General features: G+C 63.3%; 18 protein-coding genes and 2 pseudogenes. 9 read left to right on the forward strand and 11 right to left on the reverse strand.

The window, feature by feature from the left end; genetic code table 11:
• Positions 1–14: 14 nt before the first annotated feature.
• From FJW06_RS12015 to FJW06_RS12030, 4 genes are all read right to left on the reverse strand, one after another.
• Positions 15–689: a hypothetical protein gene (locus tag FJW06_RS12015; RefSeq protein WP_140751826.1), complete on the reverse strand. Its 675-nt coding sequence runs from the start codon at positions 687–689 to the stop codon at positions 15–17.
• Positions 690–891: 202 nt separating this feature from the next.
• Positions 892–3,855 (reverse strand): isoleucine--tRNA ligase, encoded by a 2,964-nt coding sequence (ileS, locus tag FJW06_RS12020; RefSeq protein ID WP_140751828.1) that lies wholly within the window; start codon positions 3,853–3,855, stop codon positions 892–894.
• A gap of 304 nt (positions 3,856–4,159) precedes the next feature.
• A complete protein-coding gene (locus FJW06_RS12025) occupies positions 4,160–4,957 on the reverse strand; it encodes a MipA/OmpV family protein (RefSeq protein WP_140751830.1) in 798 nt (265 codons plus the stop codon).
• A gap of 111 nt (positions 4,958–5,068) precedes the next feature.
• Positions 5,069–6,259, reverse strand: coding sequence for a glycosyltransferase family 4 protein (locus tag FJW06_RS12030; RefSeq protein WP_140751832.1), 1,191 nt, complete (start codon positions 6,257–6,259; stop codon positions 5,069–5,071).
• 84 nt (positions 6,260–6,343) lie between these two features.
• On the opposite strand from FJW06_RS12030, the gene FJW06_RS12035 reads away from it, so the two are divergent.
• The 4 genes from FJW06_RS12035 to FJW06_RS12050 all read left to right on the forward strand — a co-directional run bounded on the left by FJW06_RS12035 (position 6,344) and on the right by FJW06_RS12050 (position 10,527).
• Positions 6,344–7,345 carry a hypothetical protein gene (locus FJW06_RS12035; protein WP_140751834.1) on the forward strand — a complete coding sequence of 334 codons (1,002 nt, stop codon included), beginning with the start codon at positions 6,344–6,346 and terminating at the stop codon, positions 7,343–7,345.
• A 125-nt stretch (positions 7,346–7,470) separates the two neighbouring features.
• Complete coding sequence (locus FJW06_RS12040) at positions 7,471–8,421, forward strand: glycosyltransferase (protein WP_140751836.1); 951 nt, start codon at positions 7,471–7,473, stop codon at positions 8,419–8,421.
• The gene (locus tag FJW06_RS12045) at positions 8,421–9,848 is read left to right on the forward strand and encodes a glycosyltransferase family 1 protein (protein WP_140751838.1); all 1,428 of its coding nucleotides are present in this window, start codon (positions 8,421–8,423) and stop codon (positions 9,846–9,848) included. The genes FJW06_RS12040 and FJW06_RS12045 overlap by 1 nt, the downstream gene beginning before the upstream one ends.
• A 124-nt stretch (positions 9,849–9,972) precedes the next feature.
• Positions 9,973–10,527 (forward strand): HdeD family acid-resistance protein, encoded by a 555-nt coding sequence (locus FJW06_RS12050; protein ID WP_140751840.1) that lies wholly within the window; start codon positions 9,973–9,975, stop codon positions 10,525–10,527.
• Between the two features lie 18 nt (positions 10,528–10,545).
• Here the strand turns inward: FJW06_RS12050 and FJW06_RS12055 are convergent, their stop codons facing one another.
• Positions 10,546–11,529 (reverse strand): bifunctional riboflavin kinase/FAD synthetase, encoded by a 984-nt coding sequence (locus FJW06_RS12055; protein WP_140751842.1) that lies wholly within the window; start codon positions 11,527–11,529, stop codon positions 10,546–10,548.
• A gap of 25 nt (positions 11,530–11,554) precedes the next feature.
• Complete coding sequence (locus tag FJW06_RS12060; RefSeq protein WP_140751844.1) at positions 11,555–12,415, reverse strand: TIGR01459 family HAD-type hydrolase; 861 nt, start codon at positions 12,413–12,415, stop codon at positions 11,555–11,557.
• Between the two features lie 290 nt (positions 12,416–12,705).
• Between FJW06_RS12060 and FJW06_RS12065 the strand changes: the two genes are divergently transcribed.
• The 3 genes and pseudogenes from FJW06_RS12065 to FJW06_RS12075 all read left to right on the forward strand — a co-directional run bounded on the left by FJW06_RS12065 (position 12,706) and on the right by FJW06_RS12075 (position 17,239).
• Entirely contained in the window at positions 12,706–14,616 is a 1,911-nt protein-coding gene (locus FJW06_RS12065) for a TadE/TadG family type IV pilus assembly protein (protein ID WP_140751846.1), read from the forward strand.
• 196 nt (positions 14,617–14,812) lie between these two features.
• Complete coding sequence (locus FJW06_RS12070; protein ID WP_181178251.1) at positions 14,813–16,786, forward strand: pilus assembly protein; 1,974 nt, start codon at positions 14,813–14,815, stop codon at positions 16,784–16,786.
• Positions 16,787–16,880: 94 nt separating this feature from the next.
• A pseudogene (locus FJW06_RS12075) lies at positions 16,881–17,239 on the forward strand (LysE family transporter).
• A 3-nt stretch (positions 17,240–17,242) separates the two neighbouring features.
• Here FJW06_RS12075 and FJW06_RS12080 read toward each other — a convergent pair.
• On the reverse strand, positions 17,243–18,067 hold the full coding sequence (locus FJW06_RS12080; RefSeq protein WP_140751850.1) for a DUF2189 domain-containing protein: 825 nt from the start codon (positions 18,065–18,067) through the stop codon (positions 17,243–17,245).
• 238 nt (positions 18,068–18,305) lie between these two features.
• Here FJW06_RS12080 and FJW06_RS12085 point away from each other — a divergent pair, with 238 nt between their 5' ends.
• The gene (locus tag FJW06_RS12085) at positions 18,306–18,812 is read left to right on the forward strand and encodes a CAP domain-containing protein (RefSeq protein WP_140751852.1); all 507 of its coding nucleotides are present in this window, start codon (positions 18,306–18,308) and stop codon (positions 18,810–18,812) included.
• A 14-nt stretch (positions 18,813–18,826) separates the two neighbouring features.
• Here the strand turns inward: FJW06_RS12085 and FJW06_RS12090 are convergent, their stop codons facing one another.
• From FJW06_RS12090 to FJW06_RS12105, 4 genes are all read right to left on the reverse strand, one after another.
• Positions 18,827–19,804: a 2OG-Fe(II) oxygenase family protein gene (locus FJW06_RS12090; protein ID WP_246674588.1), complete on the reverse strand. Its 978-nt coding sequence runs from the start codon at positions 19,802–19,804 to the stop codon at positions 18,827–18,829.
• A gap of 78 nt (positions 19,805–19,882) precedes the next feature.
• Positions 19,883–21,415 carry a DHA2 family efflux MFS transporter permease subunit gene (locus tag FJW06_RS12095; RefSeq protein ID WP_140751886.1) on the reverse strand — a complete coding sequence of 511 codons (1,533 nt, stop codon included), beginning with the start codon at positions 21,413–21,415 and terminating at the stop codon, positions 19,883–19,885.
• Between the two features lie 295 nt (positions 21,416–21,710).
• On the reverse strand, positions 21,711–22,934 hold the full coding sequence (locus FJW06_RS12100) for an HlyD family secretion protein (RefSeq protein WP_140751888.1): 1,224 nt from the start codon (positions 22,932–22,934) through the stop codon (positions 21,711–21,713).
• Positions 22,931–23,410 (reverse strand): MarR family transcriptional regulator, encoded by a 480-nt coding sequence (locus FJW06_RS12105; protein ID WP_140751890.1) that lies wholly within the window; start codon positions 23,408–23,410, stop codon positions 22,931–22,933. The genes FJW06_RS12100 and FJW06_RS12105 overlap by 4 nt, the downstream gene beginning before the upstream one ends.
• A gap of 235 nt (positions 23,411–23,645) precedes the next feature.
• Here FJW06_RS12105 and FJW06_RS12110 point away from each other — a divergent pair.
• Positions 23,646–24,480 (forward strand): annotated as a pseudogene (locus FJW06_RS12110) (AraC family transcriptional regulator).
• Positions 24,481–24,487: the final 7 nt, after the last annotated feature.

Here is a 24,487-nt window from a genome sequence, read left to right on the forward strand (position 1 = left end):
CGCTATTCACTTATTCACAGGCCGAGCCAGTCGAACCAGCCGCCCTTCTTGCCTTCCGCCTGCGCCTTGAGGCGGCGCTCCTTCTTGTACTCGTCCTCACCAAGCTCGTTCTGCGGTGCCGTCGCGGCAGCCTGACGATAGGCGAGCGGCGGCTCGCTCAGATATTTGCGAACGGTCGGATCGCCCTGCTTCTGTTCGGCAAGGCTGCGCTGAATCTGCGCACGGCGGGCGGCCGAGTTGTCATCCGGCGACCAGCGCGGCGGATGACTGGAGCCTGATTCGGCCAATGCCTTCTTCACCGCCTCGGGATCGGTCTGGATATCCTCGACGGCTTCCGGCTGGTAGTGGGGATCGTTCTGGTGCGCGGTGGCGTCGGCGCGGATGCGGGCGCGGCGCGCCTCCGGCGATTCGGGCCAGTCGGCGCTCGCAGTCTCGATGCTCTGCTGCGGCGGCGGCAGGCTTTCCTTTTGCCCGGGAGCGGGCTTCACCAGATCAGGACGCGGCTTGTAGTCGATCGGATCTTTACGCTTTGGCGTGATCGAGGCCGCTGCGGAGACATCGTCGAAGAGCTGCGCGGCTGCCGTCTTGTCGGTTCCGTAGGTGGGCGAGCTCATGCAGCCCGACAGTGCGATGGCCGATACCACAAGCGGCGCCACCAGCGCGGCGCGCGCGAACGTTCTGTCGGTCATGCCAAAAAGTCCCACTCTAACAGCCTTTCAGTCGCCACCGGCCAAGGGCACGGTCCCCTTCTTCCTCGCACTTGCGATGGAAATCCGGCGACAATTTGTCTGCCGGAGTGTCGCGTGTTTATCTCAACCACTTGTTAAGGGCAACGCGCGGGCGGCTTCAGGCCGCCCGGCGTGGCATTTGTGCACCGGCTTATCACCAGGACTACAGCCGCCCAAGGGCCTTCAGCTCATGCAACACGGCGGCGTCGCGGGCCGAGACATCCGGGAATTCCGCGTCCTGCCCGACGTCGGCGGTGTAGCGCCAGGAACGCGCGCATTTGGCCAGGCCGCGATCCTCGGCCTTCTCCACCACCACCGCCACGCCCTTGACCTCGTCGAGCGTGAAGGCGCCTTCTGGCGTCTTGCCGCGGCTGATGACGAGGTCGCTGGTGATCGCCATTTCGGCCATGTCGACATCGGCAATCGCCGCCTCAAGCGCGGGGTCGTCGATGGTGACCACCGGCACGGCTTCGAGCGAGGAGCCGATCAGCTTCTCGGCGCGCGCGATCTCCAGCGCGCCGGTGACGACGCGGCGCACCTGCCTCACCTTGCGCCATTTCTCGGCCAGCGCCTCGTCGCGCCAGTTCCGCGGGATCGCCGGGAACTGGTCGAGATGTACCGAGACGGCTCCCGGATGGCGGTCGAGCCAGGCTTCCTCGGTGGTGAAGGGCAGCATCGGCGCAAGCCACTTCACCAGGCATTCGAAGAGGTGGCGCACCACCTGCACGGCGGCCCTGCGGCGCAGGCTCGACGGCCCGTCGCAGTAAAGCGCGTCCTTGCGGATGTCGAAATAGAAGGCCGAAAGCTCCACGACCATGAAGTCGAGCAGCGCACGGGTGATGCGCTTGAACTCGAACGCGTCGTAGCCCTGGCGCACCACTTCGTCCAACTCCGACAGCCGGTGCAGCATCAGCCGCTCCAGTTCCGGCATGACCTCGACCGGCACATCCTGGCCGTCGTCATGGGCAAGCGTGCCCAGCATCCAGCGGATCGTGTTCCTGAGCTTGCGGTAGGCGTCGATATTGGTCTGCAGCACGTTCTTGCCGAGCCGCTGGTCTTCCCAATAATCGGTCGTCACCACCCAGAGCCGCAGGATGTCGGCGCCGGACTGCTTGATGACGTCCTGCGGCACGACGGTGTTGCCGAGCGACTTCGACATCTTGCGGCCTTCCTCGTCCATGGTGAAGCCATGGGTGATGACCGTGTCGTAAGGCGCCCTGCCCCTGGTGCCGCAGCTTTCGAGCAGCGAGGAATGGAACCAGCCGCGATGCTGGTCCGAGCCTTCGAGATAGACGTCCGCCGGCCATTTGAGGTCCGGACGGTCTTCCAGCGTGAAGACATGCGTCGAGCCGGAATCGAACCAGACGTCGAGAATGTCCATTACCTGGCGCCATTTCGAGGCATCATGGTTGCCGAGGAAGCGTTCCTTCGCGCCCTCGGCGAACCAGGCGTCCGCCCCCTCCTTCTCGAAAGCGTCCATGATGCGCTTGTTGACGGCCTCGTCCTTCAGAACGTTGCCGTCCTCGTCGGCGAAGACAGCGATCGGCACGCCCCAGGCGCGCTGGCGCGACAGCACCCAGTCGGGGCGCTCCTCGATCATGGCGCGGATGCGGTTCTGACCGGCCGCCGGCACGAAACGGGTGTCGTCGATCGCCTTCAGCGCCCGGGTGCGCAGCGTCGTGCCGTCGCCGAGGTCCTTGTCCATATAGACGAACCATTGTGGCGTGTTGCGAAAGATTACCGGCTTCTTCGAACGCCAAGAGTGCGGGTAGCTGTGCTTCAGCCGGCCGCGCGCGAAGAGCGCGTTGCGCTTGATCAGTTCGTCGATGACCGCTTGGTTGGCGTTGCCCTTCTTGCCGTTGTCGTCGATGACGCGCGCCGGCCCACCCTCGCGTCCCGGGCCGAAGCCCGGCGCATCCTTGGTGAAGAAGCCGGCATCGTCGACGGTGAAGGGAATCGTGGTGTCGACGCCGCGTGCCCGAAGGTCAGCGGCCGCTTCCATCCAGGCATCGAAGTCCTCGCGGCCATGGCCGGGCGCGGTGTGCACGAAGCCGGTGCCGGCATCGTCGGTGACATGCTCGCCGGCAACCATCGGCACCGGGAACTCATAGCCGCCGCCGAGGCCCTTAAAAGGATGCGAAAGCGTAAGCTTCCCAAGCTGTTCGGCCGATACGCTATGAAGCCTGTTCAAGGTGACCTTGGCCTTGGCGGCGCATTCCTCGGCGAGCGCGTCGGCGAAGATCAGCTTCTCGCCCGGCTGCGGGCCGAAGGCGTTCTCGGCCGCCGTCACCTCATAGAGGCCATAGGCGATGCGCGGCGAATAGCTCACGGCGCGGTTACCGGGGATGGTCCAGGGCGTGGTCGTCCAGATGACGACATGCGCCTCGACCAGATCGAGCGCGGCTCCATCCAGCGCCGGCGCGGTGCCGGCGACCGGCTGGGCGAGGCTTGCGACCGGGAACTTCACCCAGATCGTGTCGCTTTCGTAATCCTGATACTCGACCTCGGCCTCGGCGAGCGCGGTGCGCTCGACCACGCTCCACATCACCGGCTTCGAGCCGCGGTAGAGCTGGCCGGACATCGCGAATTTCAGCAGCTCGCCGGCGATGCGCGACTCGGCATGGTAAGCCATGGTCGTGTAGGGATTGTCGAAATCGCCGATGACGCCGAGGCGTTGGAACTCCGAGCCCTGCACCTTGATCCAGTTAGCGGCGAAGTCGCGGCATTCCCTGCGGAACTCGTTGACCGGCACCTCGTCCTTGTTCTTGCCCTTGGCGCGATACTGCTCCTCGATCTTCCATTCGATCGGCAGGCCGTGGCAGTCCCAACCCGGCACGTAGTTGGCGTCGTAACCGCGCATCTGGAAGGAGCGGTTGATGACGTCCTTGAGGATCTTGTTCAGCGCATGGCCGATATGGATGTTGCCGTTGGCGTAGGGCGGGCCGTCATGCAGCACGAATTTCTCGCGGCCGGCAGCCTCCTCGCGCAGCTTTTTGTAAAGGTCCATGTCCTGCCAGCGCTTGACGAGGCCGGGCTCCTTCTCGGGCAAGCCAGCGCGCATCGGGAAATCCGTCTGCGGCAAATAAAGCGTTTTGGAATAGTCGATCGTCTCAACGGTGTCGGTCATTGATCTGCCATCTCAGGTACCCGACGAAAAAGCCGGGCGTTCAAGTCTTGCTTCGACGCATATCGTTTTCCCAAAACCGAAGCCACCTTCGGGCGATATGCGTTGATGTTCATGAAAAAACGCGAGGGGCGCGCGCGCGAAAAATCCCGGCGGCTCCAGCGGCGCTCAGGCCGCCCGGAACACCGGGCCCGTAATTCGTATCGCGATCGCGAAAAGGCGCGAAAAGCTCGTCATGGCGTGGCTTTTAGCGGATGGCGCGACAGGAATAAAGCGCGGATTCAAGGCGTGAAGCCGCTTTCGCGAGCTACATCGTGAAATTGAAGCGGTAAGTGGTCGAGACACCGAAGGTCCACTGGTTGCGGTCGCCCCGTTCCTTGACCAGGCTGGAATCGGCCGCTGGCCCCATCAGGCGCGAATATTCGGTGAAGACGCTTGCCGTCATCGGCTCGGTCACCTTCCAGGTGATCGCGCCGCCGAGGCCTGTTGACCTCACGCCGCCGCCCGGATGGTACTCGCTCAAGCCCGAAGCCGCCGCTTCCTTGGCGTTCACGCCGTAATAAGCGTCGAAATAGTCGGACGAGGCGAAGGAGACGCGCGGTCCGCCGGAAATGCGGACCGTCGGCGTGATGTCGTAGAAGGCGTCAGCGGCAATGTCCGCGACAAAACCGTTATGGGCTCGAATGCCGGGCCTGAGCTCCGCCCGCGCCCTTACCCAATCCAGCGGATAGAATTCGAAGAAGCCGCCCGCCTCGCCGCCCCAGCGCACCGGATCGAGGCCTTTCAGCTCGTCCTTGCTCTCGCGCGAGAATATGAACTTGCCGGTCAGGCCGGCGCGAACGGAACCATCGTCGATCAACGCCAGCGAGATGTTGTCGTTGCGCGAGGTGAAGCGCGCCTCGGGGCCGACCTTGCCGAGCGAAATGATCGGCTGGGCGCTGAGCATGTATTTCTTGCCGCCCTCGAAATTCGGCGCGACGAGAGCCGTGGCGCCGAGAGTGAGATACCAGTCACCGGATATCCAGCTGCCTTCGCCTGCCTGGGCGACAGGCGCGGCGACCAGGCTCATGGCGATGGCCAGAGGAATCTTCCCGACAGTACGCATCGTCACCCCTTACGCGAAACGCGCCGGCAACACCACCTGCCGACGCTCAAGCCATGGCGCGCGTTCGGTAAAATTAGACTTAAAAATCGGAACATCGGACCGACGGGCAAACTAGCCAACACGCCGGTCGCGGCGCAAGCTGTCTATCAGATCGCAGGCCGCTTCCAGTCCGCCGGTAAGCGGGTTTGACGCTCCGTAGGCAAGGGCCGCCTGGCGCCATCGCGCGCGGACCGCCGGGTCGCCGGCCTTCTGGATCGCCTGCCGCCAGATTTCGGGATCGTCGCGATTGGCCACGACCAGTCCCGCTCCGCTCGCTTCGACATATTTTGCATATCCGCAGGCGTCGGAGGCGATGACCGGCAGGCCATTCGCGAGCGCCTCGAGGATGACGGTGCCGGTATTTTCGAGGCGCGCCGCATGCAGCAAGAAATCGCTCGCAACCACGATCGCCGGGATGTCTTCCTGGATGCCCAGCAGCGTGACCCGATCCGACATCCCGGATTTGGCGATCAGACCGCGAAGCCGGATTTCTTCCTCGCTGCCCTTTCGAAAACCGGCGATCAGCCAATGTATCTGCGGAAACGGCTGAAGAGCCTTTGCCGCCCGATCGAGGCCTTTCACCTTCAATTTGTTGGCGATGCTCAAGGCAATGACCGCTTCGCGAGGAAGCCCAAAGCGATCGCGGATCTCATTGCGGTCGCCGGCCTGCAGGTCCGGTCTACGGCGTCTCGGATCGAGCGTCGGCCCAATGACGTGAACGCGCGATTCCTCGGTTCGCCAGAAGCCGCGGTAAAGCGCTGCCTGCTGTTCGCTGAGCGCGATGATCTGAGCGGCGTTGCCGGGGGCAAAGATCATCGATTCGAGGTTCTGCTGGCGCATGAAGCGGGGGGAAAACGGCCGCCACCATCCGAGCTTCGACGCAAAATAAGGCGGGTCGCCGGCATAGTAGATATCCAGGCCGGCCATCTTGTTGAAACCGACCACGCAGTCGAAATCGCGTCTGGCCGCCAGCACGGCCCTTCCCAGCGCATATTCGGTGCCTGGATTGGAGAGAACCCGTGCCGGATGGACTTTTATCGTCGCCAAACTCTCGACATGACCGACCTGGCGTGTCGTCAGGATCGTCACGGTATGACCGCGCGCGATGAGTCGGTCGCTGATATTCAGACAATCCCTCTGAAGACCCCCGTTCATAAACAGGGCAGAGATTGCACAGCAGATTCTCATCACATTTTCCGGAGCGCCGCTCCACCCTCCAGGATCGACGGAGAGAGATTCCGGGTGCGCCCCAGACTTCCCCATTCAAACAAACACCGCGGGCGCTCAAATGTTGGTCGTGTTGAAACCACGAATATGCTGTATATAGCCGGTTATCAAGAGACTTGGATGCTTTCGCGTTCAAGCTTTTTTCCCCAAAAGCCGGAGCGCGCTCATGAAAGTTCGACGGGTCGATCGTGGCTGCCGGGCCGGTTCCAACCGAACGCCGCGGTAACCGTGCCAAAGGCCCTGCGCGAATATGACTGGCGGCAATGGCTGAGGCTGCAGCCGCCGTTGCATGCCATCAAGACTGCCCGTTATCGCAGAACCGACCGAAGCTTTCTGCGTCAACCGGTCACGCATGGCAACATCCAGGATATTCGTGCCGCCGCCCGGGGCCGCCATGTCCTGCTGACGGTGGCCTTCGGCGATGCCCAGTGCCTCGATCTGCAACTGCGGCTGACGGGAGGTCTTGTTCGCCACGATGTCCACATCGTGGCCGACAACAGCGTCAGCGATGTTTCCGCAGACGAGAACAGACGGGTTTGCGCGGACCATGGCGCGCCGTATGTCAGGCTGCCGGCCAATCCATGGACTGTGAAAAACCCGAGCCGGTCACACGGCGCGGCGCTCAACTGGATGTGGCACAATGTGCTCAAGCCTGCCGCACCGGCCGCGTTCGGATTCCTGGACCAGGATCTTTTCCCGACGCGGCCATGCGACCCCTTCGAACCTCTTGAAGCCACGGCTTTTTACGGCGATCTGCGCCGGGCGGGCGCGCGATGGTATTTGTGGGCCGGCTATTGTTTCTTTCGATTCGACGCCGTCAGCCGCGAGCCTCTCGATTTCGGGCTCGACTGGTTCGCCGGCCTCGACACGGGCGGAGCCAATTGGGAGGTGCTCTACCAGGACGTGGACCCGAACACGGTACCGCAACGGCCGATAACCGCATTCGCCGCCTTGCCGGGGGTTGAACTCAGACAGGCCTATTGCGAATGGCGGGGAAGCTGGCTTCACGAAGTCGGCCTCGACGGCGACCCGTCGTTGAAGGCGAAAAAGCGCGAAGCGGTCATGCGGCTACTCGCCCCCGCCCTCGAGGTTTCGCTCGGATCGCGGGGACAAGGAAATTGACAGTCGACAGATCGGCGGAACTTTGGAATTGAAATCGTAGGACCAGGCTGCCGACATCCGGCAATTCAGCGGCCATTCGATTCCGGCCGGTCATCGCAAGGACCATTCTATTGCCGACAGTAAGCGTGATCATGCCAGTGAGAGACGGCGCGCAATATGTCGGCGAGGCCCTGCGAAGCATCCAGGACCAGGATCTGGCGGATATCGAAGTCATCGTCATCGACGATGGGTCTTGCGACGACAGCGTCGCGATCGCGACGTCGATTAGCGGCCGTGACAGCCGCGTCAAAGTCGTCGCCAACAGTGGCAAGGGGATCGTCGACGCGCTGAACATGGGGATTTCGCTCGCGCGGGCCCCTCTTGTGGCGCGCATGGATTGCGACGACGTCTCGCTGCCCGACAGGTTGTGCCTGCAGGTGGCGCGTTTCGAGGCGGATCCCGAGTTGCAGTTGCTCGGCACCGCGGGATTGCAGATCGACCGGGACGGAAAGCTGTTGAGGCCGATCGAGGTTCCAGCCGGCAATGACCCATTGCGGGACGCGCTCGCCAAGTATAATCCCATGCTTCATCCGACGGTGATGTTCCGGACCGAGGCCGTCCGGCGCGCGGGAGGCTACCGTCGCGCGTTCACCTATGCCGAAGACTACGATCTATGGCTGCGGCTTTCCGAGACGGGTAAACTGGCCAACATGGAAGTGCCGCTCGTGAAGCTGAGATCGCATCCGGGACAAGTATCGCGCGTAAAGCAAGACCAGCAAAAGGCGGCCGCGGCATTGGCCAGGCAGTCGGCGCTGTTGCGCCGCTATCGCGCCGAGCCGTTTGACGCGAACGGCCAACCGGCGCAGGCCATCGCACGTTTTCTGGCATTGCGCGCCGCCACGGGGGCCGGCGTCTCCAGCCTGGAGAGACGCGACATCGAGTTGCTGCTGCGAACCGCAGGCATACCCTTGGCCGTTACGTGCAAGCTGCTGTTTCTCGCGGCCGTCGGCACTCCCTCTTTCAGGACGCTCGCGCTCGGACCTCGACTGGCCTGGCGCAGGATGATCGCGCGCCCTGCAAAGATGCGGCCGAACTGATGCGGCTTGTCGTCGATCTCTCGAGCATGGCGCGTTGGCTCGGCCCTCCGGTCGGCCTGGTGCGCGTGCAGCGGCATTACAGCGCGGCGGCCGCCGCCTTCGAGGCGTCCCAGGTGGCGTTCACGGTGTTCGACCCGGTCGGGCGGATCCTCAGGCAGGTTTCACCGCAGGTGGCGGCAGAAATCATCGCCGGCGATATCTCATGCGACATGAGTTTCCATCCGGATCCTGCGCGTATCAAGATGCGGTTTTACGATCGCTGGCCGGCCTGGGCCCGGCGGTTGCTGATGGCGATCTTAAGGCCGCGCCGTATCCTGATAACGGAAATCGGCGCGTTCGGCCGGCGCAATCCCGGCAGCCCTTTTCTATGTTTCCTTGAGCGGATCGAAACCCGGCTGATGAAGGAAAACGAGCGGCGGCAAGTCGCTCGCGAGGACGGCTCGCGCGTCCGGATCGTCCCGCTCCGGACCGTGGCGGGCGACAAATACAATCTTGCGCCCGGCGACCATCTGCTCCTGATGAACAGCGACTGGGCGCATACCGATGTCGCGGTCATCTCGCACGAGGCGCGCTCCGCCGACGCGAAGCTGATCGTGCTCTTGAACGACATCATCCCGATCCAGTTTCCGGAATGGTACAAGCCGTATGATGTCAAGAGATTTACGGGCTATGTAAACCTGGTGATCGGGCTGGCAGACCGCTTCATCCTGACTTCGAGGCGCGTCACCACCGATGTCGAGGACTATGCCGCCACGTTGGGCGTCCACCTGCCGGATCTGAGGCATGTCCCTCTCGGCTGCGACAGCGCTCGCGAATCGAAGGCGGACGGCCGCTTGCCGGACGGGCTCGAGACGGATCGCTACATCCTCTTCGTTTCCACCATCGAGCCGCGCAAGAACCATTCGCTGCTCATGGATGTCTGGCGCCGCCTCGTCCTCGACGGAACGGTCGGGCATAGCGGCATGAAGCTGGTTTTCGTCGGCCGCAGCGGCTGGATGGTCGCCGGGCTCCTGGCGAAGCTTCACGGCCATCCCGACTACGGCAAGACCCTTGTCCATCTTGACAACGTCGATGATGCAACCTTGTCCATTCTTTACCGCAACAGCGCGTTCTGCGTGTACCCGTCGCTCTATGAGGGATATGGGCTGCCACCCGTCGAGGCGCTGGCCTACGGAAAGGCGCTGATCGCCTCGACGGGCGGAGCCATCGCCGAGGTCGTGGGTTCGTCGGGGCTCTGCCTTGATCCGCTCGACGCCGAAGGATGGGAAAGCGCCATGCGCGACTGGATCACCTCGCCCGCGGCCCGTGCTCCGTACGAGGCGAAGGCCGCGGCATTCGTGGCGCGGAGCTGGGAGCAGGCCGGCCGGGAGACGCTGGAGGCGGCGCTCGCGCCATTCGCGGACGAAGCCCGGCCGCCAGAAGGATGACCGCCTTCACGGTCGGGCGTTCGGCCGCCGGCGGTCCGGTCCCGCGTTGCTGGACGGCCAGTGCCATTCAGTTTAGCTTCCTTTCGCCGCACGACCGGTGGTGAATTTCGAGGGAGATGAAACCATGACCCTGCCAAGCGACGCTTTCAAGGACGCGATCGGCCAGACGCGGGACAAATGGGGATGGTTCGTGGCGCTCGGCGTGTTGCTGCTGATCTTCGGCGGCATCGCTTTCGGCAATCTGTTCATCGCCACCGTCGCGTCCGTCTATGTCGTCGGCTGGCTGATGCTGATGGCGGGCATCATCGAGATCATCCATGCCTTCGGGGTCAAGACCTGGGGACGTTTCTTCTATTGGCTGCTGAGCGGCCTGCTCTATGCCGTCGCCGGCTTTTTCGCCTTCGACAACCCGTTGCTCGCCTCGGCGGTGCTGACGCTGCTGTTGGCCATCGCGCTTGTCGCCTCGGGGCTTCTGCGGTCCTGGGTGGCCTTCAGTCACCGGCCGCAGCAGGGCTGGGGATGGCTGCTCGCGGCCGGCATCATCACCATTCTGCTCGGCCTGATGATCGCCATGGGCTGGCCGGTGAACAGCCTCTGGGTGCTGGGCATCTTCGTGGCGATCGACCTGGTGTTCCAAGGCTGGAGCTTCATCGCCATAGGGCTGGCGCTGAAGCGGTAAAAGCACCAGACGAGATAGCTAGAACGCTATTTCGGCGTCCAATTGCGAGAGCGGGCGCACGCCCGCCAGCAGCGCCCTCGCCTCTGCTTCGTCCGTTTTCATCTGCGCCACCAGCGCGTCGAGGCCGTCGAATTTGAGCTCCGGCCGCAGGAAGCCGAAGAACGACACCTGGCAGTTCTCTCCATAGAGATCGCCGGAAAAATCGAAGACGTATGTTTCGAGCAGCGGCGCGCCGTTGTCATCGACGGTGGGACGCCGGCCGAAGCTTGCGACGCCGTCATGGAGCGTGCCGTCGGCGCGACGGAAACGGACGGCATAAATCCCTTCCTTCAAGGCCGCTTCCGGCGAAAGCCGCATATTGGCGGTCGGGAAGCCCAGGGTGCGGCCAAGCTGCTGACCGCCGATCACCTCGGCCTCAACGGTGAAACGGTAGCCGAGCAGGCCAGCGGCCTCCTCCACCTTTCCTTCGGCCAGCAGTTCCCGGATGCGGCTCGACGAGACCACCTCGGCGCCTTCGTCGCGGAAGGCGTCGACCAGCGTCACGCCGAAACCATGCCGTTCTCCAGCCGCCATCAGAAAGGCCGGGCCGCCCTGGCGGTCCTTGCCGAAGTGAAAGTCGAAACCGGTGACGGCGTGGCGGATGCCGAGGTTCTTCTCCAACACATCGGTCACGAAAGCCTCGGGCGAGAGCGAGGCAAAATCGCGCGTGAACGGCTGCTCGACCAAAGCGGCAAAGCCAAGGCTGGCGAGCAGCCGCGCCTTCATCGGCGGCGGCGTCAGCACGAAGAGCGGTACCTGTGGCCGGAACACCTTGCGCGGATGCGGCTCGAAGGTGAGCACCAAAGCGGGCACGCCGTCGCCCCGGGCTTCGCTCAGCGCGAGCTCTAGGACGGACTGGTGGCCGCGATGGACACCGTCGAAATTACCGATCGCCACGATGCCGCCGCGCAGATGCGCCGGCAGCGGCGCGACTGCCGAAAGATGTTCGAAGGCTTGCTTCATGTCGAGGCGCCCGTCATGGCCAGACCTATTGCAGACGCGGAATGACGGCGACCGGCCGGTAGCCGTGCTTTTCAAGGAAGCCCGCCAGCCTTTCCGGATCGGGCCGCAGCGGATCGCCATAGTCGCGAGCATGGATGCCGCCCGAGACATAGAGCACGTCGAAGCCGTTGTCGGCCGCGCCCTTGACATCGGTCATCATGCCGTCGCCGATGGCGAGGACCTCGCGGCGCTCGACGGCGCGGCCGAGAAGGCCGGCGACCTCCTTCATGGCGACATCGTAGATCGGAGCGAAGGGCTTGCCGGCAATCAACGTGCGGCCGCCCAGTTGCGCGTAATCGCGCGCGAGCGCGCCGGCGCACCAGATGGTGCGCTCGCCTCGCTCCACCAGTATATCCGGATTGGCGCAAATGAACGGCAGATTGCGGGCCCGCAACCGCTGCAGCAATTCGGCATAGTCGGCGGGTTTCTCGACCTCGTCGTCATAAAGGCCCGTGCAGACGATGCCGGAGGCCTCGAATTCCTCGACGAGATCGACGTCGAGCCCGTCGTAAAGGGTGAAATCGCGCTCGGGACCTATGTGAAAGATCTTCCTGGGCCCTTCGGCGATCAGGTCGCGGGTCACGTCGCCGGACGTGACGACCCGGTCGCAGGCATCGGCGGGAACACCGATGACCTTCATCTGGGCGACGACGTCGGCGCTGCGACGCGGCGAATTGGTGATCAGCACGACAGGCATCTTGGCCGCGCGCGCCCTTGCAAGCGCGGCGACGGCGGCCGGAAAATGCCATTCGCCATTGTGCACGACGCCCCACACGTCGCACAGGACGGCGGCGTAGCGCCCTACCAGATCGTCGAGCGAAGCGATGATGTCGGGCGAATCCGCCATGCCGTGTCCTTGATTTTGATCCTGGCAAGACCGCTACCGCCCCTTCGGTTCGGGGCCGCCACGGCAGGTCCCGCATAACCGAAGCGCTCCATCCTGTCACGAGCTTTCCCTGTTGCTCCCTGTCGAGGCGATCCCGCAGCCCGCAAGCACAGGGTTAACGCGTCGTCAAAAAGCGACCCGTTGTTGATTGTTTCGCGCAAGCTGAAATTTAACGATTTACGACCATGGTACCGGAATCGGCTACGACCATAGTCGCAGCCCAGTATGGATCTTTGGCGGGGGTAAGCACAATGATCCGCGATTTTTTTCGCGATAGGCGTGGCAACTACGCCTTGATGACGGCCGTCACGATGATCCCGTTGATGGGCGGCGTGGCGCTGGCGGTCGATTATACCGAATTGGTGAGGGAGCGACAGGAGACGCTGAGCGCGCTTGACGCCGCCGGCATTGCGACGGCACAGCAGATCGTCGCCGGCGCCAGCGATACCGACGCCAAGGCCTACGCCAAAACCTTCTTCGAGGCCAATCTCAGGCACGTCCTTCCGGCGAACACCACGCTGACGGTAACGCTGCCGAACAACAATGCGGGCGGCGGCACGCTCATTCTCGAGGCCGCGCTGAAATACAAACCGTATTTCCTGCCGGCCGCGGTCGCCTTGCTTGGCGGAACTCCGGGCCAGACCACCGTCAACGTCTCGGCCAGGTCCGAAATCCGCCTCAAGAACACGCTGGAAGTAGCGCTGGTGCTAGACAATTCCGGTTCGATGACCGAGCTCGGCAAAAACACAAACAAGGTAAGATTCGACTTGCTGAAAGCTGCTGCCAAGCAACTGGTCGACCAACTCGCCGGCCAAGCGCAAATGATGAGGCAGGTCTCCAATCCAGTGCAATTCAGCGTCGTACCTTTCGCCGCCTCGGTCAATGTCGGCCCCGCCAACCAGGGCGCGGCATGGCTTGATCCGTCTGGCATTTCACCCATCCAGCATGAGAATTTCAACTGGGCGAGCATGACCAAGGAGCTCAATGCCAACAGGTGGGCGGAGCAGGTCGGCAACGTTTGGTACGCGCGCGGTTCGCAGTGGGGCGCACAGCAAGGTCTACCGTTGACGCGCTTTTCAGTATTCGATCAAATGACGCGCGTAACCGTATGCAATTCAAGGGATTCGAGCGGGAACTGCACGACACCCGTCTATGGCAAAGTCGCGAGTTGGGGAGGCTGTGTCGAGGCGCGACCTTATCCTTACAACGTCAACGATGCCCCCGCCACGTCTGCAACACCGGCCACGATGTTCGTGCCGATGTTCGCACCGGATGAGCCTGGCAACAAATGGACGCTTTCAAACGGTTCGGTAAAAACGTTCGGCATGGTCAACAGCTGGTGGGATGACAACGATGCGACCACCTCCACCGGCCAAGCCACACAATTGGCCCGGCAGAAGAACATGGCGAAGTACTTCGTCCCGGCCCCGCTCAACAAAGCTCCCTTGCCTGCGCCAATCGACGGCGGACCGAACTACAGCTGCACCACAACAGCGATCACCCCGCTCACGGACGTCTCTAACGCTACGGGCTTGACCACTGTCAAAAATGCCATCGACGCCATGGTGGCGGTCGGCGCCACTAACGTGCCCGAAGGCATGGCCTGGGGCTGGAGAACCCTTTCCAGCACAGCTCCCTTTACAGGTGGCCGACCCGAAACGGAAAAAGGCAACGACAAGGTCTTGATCGTGCTTACCGACGGCGCCAACACCTATTACACGCCCGGCTTCTTCCGCGCCAACGACTATCCCCTGAATAGGTCAAGCTATTCCGCCTATGGCTATACGGGCGTCAACTACAACGGCACCGGCATCACCCGGATGTATATGAACACCGATGCAAGCGTCAGCAAGACGACCTACACGGAAACGAACTACACCGCAGCAATGAGCCAGCAGTTTGCAACGCTCTGCAACAACGCCAAGGCCGCCAACATCATCGTCATGACAATCGCGCTCGACCTCGATTCCAGCAACGCCGCCGAAGCGGCGCAGATGGCCACCCTGAAGACCTGCTCGTCGGATTCGCGCTACGCCAAGGATCCAGCCGACCCGACCGGCAAGACACCGAAGAAACTGTTCTGGAATTCGACCGGCGACACGCTGTCCAAGGACTTCAAGGATATCGGCAACGAGCTGTCGAACCTGCGCATCGTCAGTTGATCTGCTCGGACAAATGATCAATGGCGCCCGCCCGCAAGGCGGGCGTTTTCATCGTGGGCATGCCATGGCAACTGGCTTGGTTAGCGACTGGTGAAGCCGCCGTTAAGCAATCGACCGGTTTGCCAAACCCGTCCTTCAGCGTTTTGTGGAACTCTGGCCCATAGAGAATCCGCCGGCGGGGGCCGCTTCAACTGCAATGCGCAAATTCTGGCATCAATTTCGCCGTGACCGCCGCGGCAACTATGCGCTCATGACGGCAGTCGCCATGGTGCCATTGATGGGCGCAGTTGCCGTAGGTGTCGACTTCGGCGAGCTCAACCGCGAAAAGCAGATGGTGCTGAATGCGCTCGACGCCGCCAACTTCGCCGCTGCGACGCGGCTTTCGCAAGGTGCGACCGACGACCAGATCAGGATCTACGCGGCCGGCTTCTTCAATTCCAACCTCAATGGCATCGACCCCGGCAACCTTTCGCTCGATGTCACGCTGCCGAGCAGCCAGACCGGCGGCGGCCTGATGAAGCTTTGCGCGACGCTCACCTATCACCCCTATTTCTATCCTGCCGCAGCGTTGCTCAATGGCGCATCCGACGTCGACGCGCATAAGCCGATCCAGATCGAGATGTGTTCCCAGGTGCGGTTGAAGAACACGCTGGAAGTGGCGATGGTGCTCGACAATTCGGGCTCGATGACAACGCCTGGCACAGGCACGGGACAGAAGCGCATCGACCTGCTCAAGCAGGCCGCCAAGCAGCTCGTCGACACGCTGGCGCAGCAAGCCTCGCAGATCAAGCAGATCGACAAGCCGGTCCAGTTCAGCCTCGTGCCGTTCGCGGCCTCGGTTAATGTCGGGCCGAACAACGACAACGCAGCGTGGATGGACACCTACGGGCTGTCGCCGGTCGCCAATGAGAATTTCGACTGGTCGACGCTGAATGCGCCGGACAAATACGCCCAGAAAACCAACGGGATGTGGTATAAAAAGGGTACCGGCTGGGGCACGGAGGAAGGCCAGATATTGACCCGCTTCGAGCTCTATCGGGACATGAAGGTCGTCACCAGCCACGAACGTATCGCTGGCAGCAAGCGCGTCGTCTGCGACGAATATCGCGACAACCACACGTGCAAGCACAGCCACGACGAATATGACTATGTCGACACTTACGGGCCGTTCGCCAGTTGGCAGGGCTGCGTCGAGGTCCGGCCTTATCCTTACAATGTCGACGACACGCCGGCATCCGGCGGCCCTAACAACACCGGCATTGGCGTCGGAGACCCCGCGACGATGTTCGTGCCGATGTTCGCTCCGGACGAACCCGGCAACCACTGGTACGTGACGCAGGACCCGGATGAGCCGAGGCCGGTAACCTACGGCGCGGCCAACAGCTGGTGGAACGACGACCCGTCGAGCACCACCGGCAAGGCCAGGCAGTCGAACATGGCCAAGTATTTCATGCCCCGGCCGATCAATGCGCCGGTACTGTCGAAGGGCGCCGGCCCGAACTACAGCTGCACCACCACGCCGATCACGCCGCTCACCGACGTCACAAACACAGACGGGCTGGCCGCCATCAAGGCGGCGATCGATCTGATGCAGCCCAACGGCAACACCAACGTGCCCGAAGGCATGGCCTGGGGCTGGCGCACCGTCTCCAGCGCCCCGCCCTTCACCGAGGGCCGGCCGGAAACCGAGCGCGGCAACGACAAGGTCGTCATCGTGCTCACCGACGGCGAGAATACTTATTCGACGGTCAACCCCGACCCGGCCGGCAACAAGTCGACCTATGCCGCCTATGGCTATACCGGCGTCGGCTATAACGGCACTTCGGTCACCCGCCTGTTCGGTGGCACGTCGAGCGCCATCGGCCAATTCAACTATTCGTCGAGCAACTACACCGCCGCGATGAACGAGCAGATGGCGAAGCTGTGCGACAACGCCAAGGCCGGCAAGATCATGGTGATGACGGTCGCGCTCGACATGTCGTCGACCAGCTCAAGCGACCAGAAGGCGATGGCCGCTCTGAAGGCCTGCTCTTCCGATTCCCGCTTCCGCAAGGATCCGACCGATCCCAGCAAGCCGGCCAAGCTGTTCTGGAACGCCACTGGCGCGACGCTCTCGGACAATTTCAAGGAGATTGCCAACGAGTTGTCGAATTTGCGGGTTGTCGGGTAAGCTCGCCTTGCGCTGGCGTAACGGGCATTAGCGCCAAGCCCTTGCGAGTGCCCGCGAAGCGGCGCACATCTCGGGCACCTTCTGGAGCCATTCCATGCCCGACGCCGCCAACCATCTCACCTTCGCGCTGATCTGCCTCGGCATGGTGCTCACGCCAGGCCCGAACATGATCTACCTGATCTCGCGCTCGCTCCGAAGGTGGCCGTGCTCTATCTGTCGCTCTTGCCCCAATTCATCAATCCGGCCAAGGGCCATGTCCTGTCGCAGCTTCTGGTGCTCGGCGTGACGCAGATCTCGATCAGCCTCACCGTCAACGCCATCATCGCGGTGACCGCCGGCACCATCGCGGCTTTCCTTGCCGGACGGCCGTTCTGGCTGGTCGTCCAGCGCTGGATGATGGGCACGGTGCTGACGGCTCTCGCCTTGAAAATGGCAACCGAAGCGCAACGTTGACCGCTACATGGGCCGGCGCACCGGCCGCATCTGCTCCGGCTCGACCACCTTGCGATAGAGGTGCCAGGTCGCGTGGCCGAGGATCGGCATGACGACGGCAAGCCCGGCAAAAAGCGGGATCGAGCCGATCACCAGCAACACGGCGACGGTCAGGCCCCAGAGCGCCATCGTCAGCGGATTGGTCATCACCGCGCGGGCCGAGGTCTCGATCGCCGAGACGGCGCCGACGTCGCGGTCGAGCAACAGCGGGAAGGCAATGACGGTGGTGGCCAAAACGACGACGGCGAAAACGAAGCCGATGGCGTTGCCGACGAGGATCAGCGTCCAGCCCTTGCCAGTCGTCAGCACGTCGCGCACGAAAGCGCCGACCGAAGCGGGCGGCTCGGCACCGAACAGGCTGGTGTAGAGCGATTGCGCGGTGAACAGCCACAAAAGGAACAGCGCGAAAAGCAGGATGCCGATGACCGCGATCGACGGCAGCGCCGGCGAATGGCGAACATCGAGCGCATGCCGCCAATGGCTGTTCATGCCGAGCTCGCGCCGGCGGCTGATTTCATAGAGGCCTATGGCCGCGAACGGGCCGATCAGCGCGAAACCCGACATCAGCGGATAGACCAGTTGGATGGCGTTCGAGCCGGATGTCCATTGTGTCAGGATGAGGCCAACGATCGGATAGATCAGGCACAGGAAAACGTAGTGCGAGGGCTTGGCCCAGAAATCCTCCGCGCCGAGCTTCAGCGCGTCCCAGATATCCGAGGTGGAGATGCGGCGCACCGTAGGCTGCACATGCATCCCATACGCGTCCGCCATGACATGAAAACCGGTCATAACCGTCCTCCGTTTGTCAGCGCATGAGCCCGAAAACCAGAAGGTTCTCGTCAAGCAATCATGCGCCAGATCAACGCGGGTCGGTCACCGCCTGCGGTGGCCGCCCGTGGCTGCCACTTCAAGAACGGCCGCATGATAGCCGATCTTCCGAGAAAAGTCGCCGCTTCACGCGATTTTCATCCCTTGCCCTTCATCTCCTGCCCGGCAAAAGCCACGATCAACGGTATCAGAGGGCCGGATGAGCATCTCGATCACCGCCCTCCCCGACCTCAACCGCCGTTCGCTACTCAAGGCCGCCGGCCTCGCAGCGCTTGCCGGCATCGCCGCCTGCGGCACCGTCACGGTGCCGACGGGCGAAGGTGCCGGGGTCTCTTCCTCCGCCACAGCGACGCTGGCCGGTATCCGTGCCTCGGCCGGGCTGCCGGCGCTGGCGCCGGACCCGCAGCTCGAACAGGCGGCGCTGCAGCAGGCCGGCTACATGGCCTCGCGTGAGCGCATGAGCCACACCACCGGCTGGGGCAAGGATTTCGCTTCGCGCATGAAGGACAATGGCGTGCGGGGTGCCGCGGCCGAGAACATCGCCGAGGGCCGCTTCGACCAGCAAAAACTGTTCGACATCTGGATGCATTCGGACGGCCACCGCCGCAACATGCTCGACCCGGACTTCAGCCGCTTCGGACTGGCTTATATGCGCGACGGCCGCGATCCCGCCTTGCGCTACTGGGCGCTGGTGCTGGGCCGATAAGGCGTCGGCCCACCCTATTTCGTCGTCGCCTTGAACTTGCCCATCAGATAAGGGCCGGAGCGCACCGGCTCGTATTTCGGCGTCTCGCCCTCCCTCAGGCATGCGCCCAGAACCGTGATCTCGGCGTCCCAGTTCGGCTGGTGGAAGAAGGCCATGGATTGCCGGCGATCCTTGCCTCCCTCTTCCGCCGGTGGGTTGACGACGCGATGCACGGTGGACACCCAACGATCGTTGGTCCAGCGCGCCATCAGGTCGCCGATATTGATGACGAAGGCGCCGGGGATCGGCGGCACCTCGGCCCATTCGCCGCTCGGCGTGACGATCTGCAGCCCGCGCGACCCTGGCTGCGGCAGGAGGATGGTCAGGCTGCCATAGTCGGTATGGGCACCGGCGCGGATCTGGCCGGGCTTCGGCGCAACATGTTGCTCGGGATAGTTCAGCGCTCTCAGCGCGCTGATCGGCGCATCGAGGAAAGCGTCGAAATAGGTTTCCGGCAAATCAAGCGCGGTGGCGAAGACCCGCATGATGCGCAGCGCCAAGTCCTCGAGAGCCGCGTAATAGGCCTTCCAGGCTTCGACGAAGCCCTCGGGCTCGGCGGGCCAGATCGTCTCGGCGTAGCAGAAGGCCAGGGCCTCCGGGTCCTTGATGCCCGGCGGCACGCGGAGGGGGCCGCCGTTGAAGCTCTCCTTCAAGTCCGGCGGCGTGTCGACGTTGTGGGATTTTGCCAGCGCCTCAAGCTCGGGGCCGAGATATCCGTAGGGGTAACCCTTGTAGGGCGCCTTCGAGCGCTGCTTTTCCGCGGGCGGCAGGTCGAAGAACGCTTTCGCTTTCGACCAGGCGGCGTCGATCACAGCTTGCGGAACACCGTGGTTCTTGACCGCCAGGAAACCGGTGCTGCGACAGATGTGGTCGACCTCGCGGCCGAGCGCCTTCTTCCGCGCGGCGCTCGCGGTCTCGAATTGTCCGAGATCGAATACGGGAAATGTCTGCATCGAGTTCATCCAACCGCTCAATGCCGGAACGATGCAGCCTGTCCAGGCTATGATCTAGGACCAACCGGCGTGGCGGTCCTAGTCCATATGGACTGCGGGCGCCCCGCCCGCCGGCGCCGCCTTGGGCTTGCGCAGCAGGATGACGAACGGGATCGCGGCCAGCGTCATCACCATCAGGATTTTGAAGTCGTTGATGTAGGAGATCATCATCGCCTGGGCGTTGACGGCCAGGTCGACCTGCGAAAGCGCCGCCGGGTCGCCGGCGGCGGCGGCCGGAGACGCCGCCCACAGGTTCGGATTGTACGGGTTGATGAAGGCCGAAAGCTCGGTGTGGTTGATCTGCGTGTTGCGCACCATCAGCGCCGCGACCACTGACACGCCGATAGACGAGCCCAGGTTGCGTACCAAGCTGAACAGCGAGGTGGCATCGGTGCGGTAGCGGACGTCGAGCGTGGCGAAGGCGACCGTCGACAGCGGCACGAAGACCATGCCCATGCCGAGGCCCTGGATGACGCCAGAGGTGAGGATCAGCCAATTGTCCATCTGCGGCGTGAAGCTTGCCATGGTGTAGAGCGACTGCGCAGTAAGCAGGAAGCCGATGGCGACGAGGATCCTGGCGTCGATCTTGTGCATGATGCGGCCCACGACCAGCATCGAGATCATCGTGCCGATGCCGCGCGGCCCCAGCACGACCCCGATGGTCACTGTCGGGTAGCCGAAGATGTTGGCCAGCATCGGCGGCAACAGCGACATCGAGGCCAGGATCAGCACGCCCATGACGAAGATGAAGCCCAGGCCGGTCACGAAATTGCGGTCGAGGAATATCTTTGGGTCGATGAACGGATGTTCTGCGGTCACCGTATGAATGATGAACACCCAGAAGCCGGTGATCGACAAGCCGAGCTCGATCCAGATCTCGGCCGAGTTGAACCAATCGACCTCGCCGCCGCGATCGAGCAGAAGCTGCAGCGCGCCGACGCCGAGCGACAGCATGGCGAAGCCAAAGAAGTCGAAGCCGCGAATGCGCTTGGCGATAACGGGAAGATAAGCGGCCATGCCGATGAAGGCCAGAATGCCGACCGGCAGGTTGATGAAGAATACCCAGCGCCAGTTGAAGTTTTCGGTCAGCCAGCCGCCGAGCGTCGGGCCAAGGATCGGCCCCAGCATGATGCCGGCGCCCCAGATAGCCATCGCCTGGCCATGACGCTCCTTCGGGTTGATGTCGAGCAGGAAAGTCTGCGACAGCGGCACGATGGCGGCGCCGAACACCCCCTGCAACAGGCGGAACAGCACCATCGTCTCGAGGCTCCAGGCCAGGCCGCAGAGCATCGAGAAGATGGTGAAACCGACGACCGAAGCAAGGAACAATTCCTTGCGGCCGAGCCGGTCGGCAAGCCAGCCGGTGACCGGCGTCATGATCGCTGCGGCCACGATATAGGAGGTCAGCACCCAATTGATGTTGTCGGGCGACGCGCCGAGGTCGCCGGTCATGGTCGGCAGCGCGACATTGGCGATCGTGGTGTCGAGCGCCTGCATGATCGTCGCCAGCATCAGTGCGACCGTGATCAGTCCGCGATGCGGCACTTCCTTGAAGGGTTCGGGCGTGCTCATGATGCTGAACTTCCAGCAGGTAACAAAAACGTGTACACTTGGCTTCCGGGCGGCAAGCCTTCCGTTGAGAGACCCTCATCGCGGTGGGACGCGACTGTCGATGTGGGGGTTACATCGACCGAAAGCCTCTGTTGGAGCGGATGCCTGCCGCCCGGAAACCTGAGGACCGACGGGTCCGTGTCGAAGGTTTCGGTTTTGATCGCGCCGCCAGGCGGCTGATCTCAAACGCTTATCCTTCTCACTCCTCCCATCAGACCAATCCCCTGCTCCGCCCTCGATTCACGGGGGCGTGTCGTTACTGCGCGTGCTCTCCTGCCGTGGCATGGCCGAAGATCGACGGCAGGCCGCGCGCCACGCCGGTGTCGACGGTGACGGTCGCGCTCATGCCGGTGCGCAGCGCCATCTTGGCATCGGGATCGGTCAACTCCAGGCGCACGGGAATGCGCTGCGTGACCTTGACCCAGTTGCCGGTGGCGTTTTGCGCGGGCAGCAGCGAGAACTCCGCGCCCGTGCCGGCGCCGATCGCCTTGACGGTCGCCTCGAAGGTGCGGCCCGGATAGGTGTCGACGACGATCTCGGCCTTCTGACCCGGCTTCATATTGGTGAGCTGGGTCTCCTTGAAATTGGCGTCGATCCAGGTGTCGCCGGTCTCGACAAGCGCGAAGAGCGGCGTGCCGACCGAAACATACTGGCCGACCTTGAAGGAGGCCGCCTGGTAGATGACGCCGTCCGCCGGCGCCTTCACAGTGGTTTGCGCCAGGTCGTAGGCGGCCTTGTCGCGAGCGGCGAGCGCCGCCATCACGGTCGGATGCTTGTCGGTCTCGATGTCCGGATTGCCGCCCAGCGCCGCCTTGGCGCTGACGATGCCCTGCTCCGCGACGGCCAGTTGCTGCTTGGCCTTGTCGAGGTCGTTGCGGGCCTGATCGAGCGAGGACTTGGCGTTGATGCCCTTCTGCGCAAGATCGGCGGCGCGGTTATATTGCGACTGCGCGTATTCGACCTCGCTCGAGGCGGACCTCTCCTGCGCCATCGCCTGGCTGTAGGCGGCGCGCAGCTGCTCGACATTGAGGCGCGCGGCGGCGACCGCCGCATCGGCCTGGGCGAGCGCGATCCTGTAAGGCTCGGGATCGATGACGAAGAGCAGGTCGCCCTGCTTGACCAGCTGGTTGTCGGCGATGCCGACCTGGACGATACGGCCCGCCGTGTCGGAAGCGACCGAAATCCTGGCCTGCTGCAGGTTGGCGTTCTCGGTTTCCTGATAGCGGCCGCCCGTCACCCAAACATACGCGCCGCCGGCAAGCAGTGCCAGCGGCAGCGCAACCATCAACAGGAAGCGGCCGAGGCGGCGCTTCTTCTTGGGCGCGACCGGGCCGGGCCGCGGCTCAGGAGCGGCCGAGACCGGAGCGGTCGCCGGCTTTGCCGGGGCTTCTGCGACCGGCTGCGCCGGCGCATTACCGACCGGCTGCGCCGGCGTAAGCTTGGTGACGTTGTCGTCTTCTCTCTTGGCTGCCGCGTTCATGCTGCTGCGCCTTCTCTATTCTTGATCTTTTCCAGGGACGAGGTCTCGCCGTCCGTCAGATTCTGCACGATGGTGTCCAGTGCGCGGATCAGGACGCGGCGCTCTTCCGCCGACACGCCAGTCAAGGATTCCTCATAGACCTCGCCGGCCAGGCTCTTGACGTCGGCATAGGCTGCGTTCGCCTTCTCGGTCGGGAAGATCATGCGCACGCGCCGATCGGTCGCATCCTGGCGACGCTCGATCCAGCCGCCCTCCTCCATGCGGTCGACCAGGCGAGAGACGCTGATCGGCTCGATTTCGAGGAGCTCGGCAAGCCGAGCCTGCGCGACGCCCGCTTCCTTGGCAACGCGGACGAGCAGCCGCCACTGCGCCGATGAAAGGCCCAATCCACTGGCGCGCGCCTCGAAACGCTTGCGCATCAGGCGCTGCACGTCGTGGATCAAAAACCCCAATCTATCGATACCATCTGAAACCATGAGCGATATATATAATAAGCGTGCTTACTATTCAAGAGGATGCTTTGCGCCAGAAGCCGGCAAATCGCCATGGGAGCCAACGCAACGCCTCGAACGGTTAGCGATCGATGAAGCTGTCGGTCCAATGTGTACGGCGTTGACTTGTCGACGCCGTTCGACTTCGCCTGAAGCGCAATTTCGATCAAACTGGCTGTTGGCGTGGCGGCTAGGGTCGGCCCGCCAAATGCGAGGAGCCATGAACCCGACCGAGAAAGCGCTGTGGTTTGTCGAAAGCCACCTGCCCGAAGACATCAGCCTCGACGATATAGCGCAAAGGAGCGGCGTGTCGCGCTTCCATGTGACGCGGGCGTTCGGCGCGGCTACGGGACGGTCGGTCATGGGTTACATGCGGGCGCGCCGCTTGAGCGAAGCGGCGCGCAAGCTGGCCGGCGGCGCGCCCGACATCCTTTCGATCGCGCTCGATGCCGGCTACGGCTCGCACGAGGCATTCACGCGGGCTTTTCGCGATCAATTCGGCACCACGCCGGAACTGGTGCGCGCGCAAGGCTCGACCCGAAACCTCGACCTCGTGGAGCCCATTCTGATGGATAGTTCGCTTCTCACCACACTCGAGCCGCCGCGCTTCGAGACCAGCCGCCCCTTCCTCATCGCCGGCCTCGGCGAGCGCTACAGCTGCGAAACCAGCGCCGGCATTCCCATGCAGTGGCAGCGCTTCGCCCCCTATATCGGCAACATTCCGGGCGAAGTGCCCGGCGTCTTCTTCGGCGTGTGCACGAATGGCGACGATGCCGGCAATTTCGACTATGTCGTCGGCGTCGAGGTAAAAGGACTTCTCCGACCTGCCGAAGGATTTCCAACGCGTGCGGGTACCGGCGCAGAAATATGCGGTGTTCTCGCATCGCGAGCACATCTCGACCATCCGCCGAACCATCAACACGATCTGGAACAGCTGGCTGCCGAGTTCGGGCCATGAGATCGCCGACGCGCCGGAATTCGAGCGCTACGGGCCCGAATTCGACGGATATACCGGCAATGGCGGGTTGGAGATCTGGGTGCCGGTGAAGGGCTGAGACGGCT

The organism is Mesorhizobium sp. B4-1-3 (genome assembly GCF_006439355.1).
Lineage (GTDB): Bacteria > Pseudomonadota > Alphaproteobacteria > Rhizobiales > Rhizobiaceae > Mesorhizobium.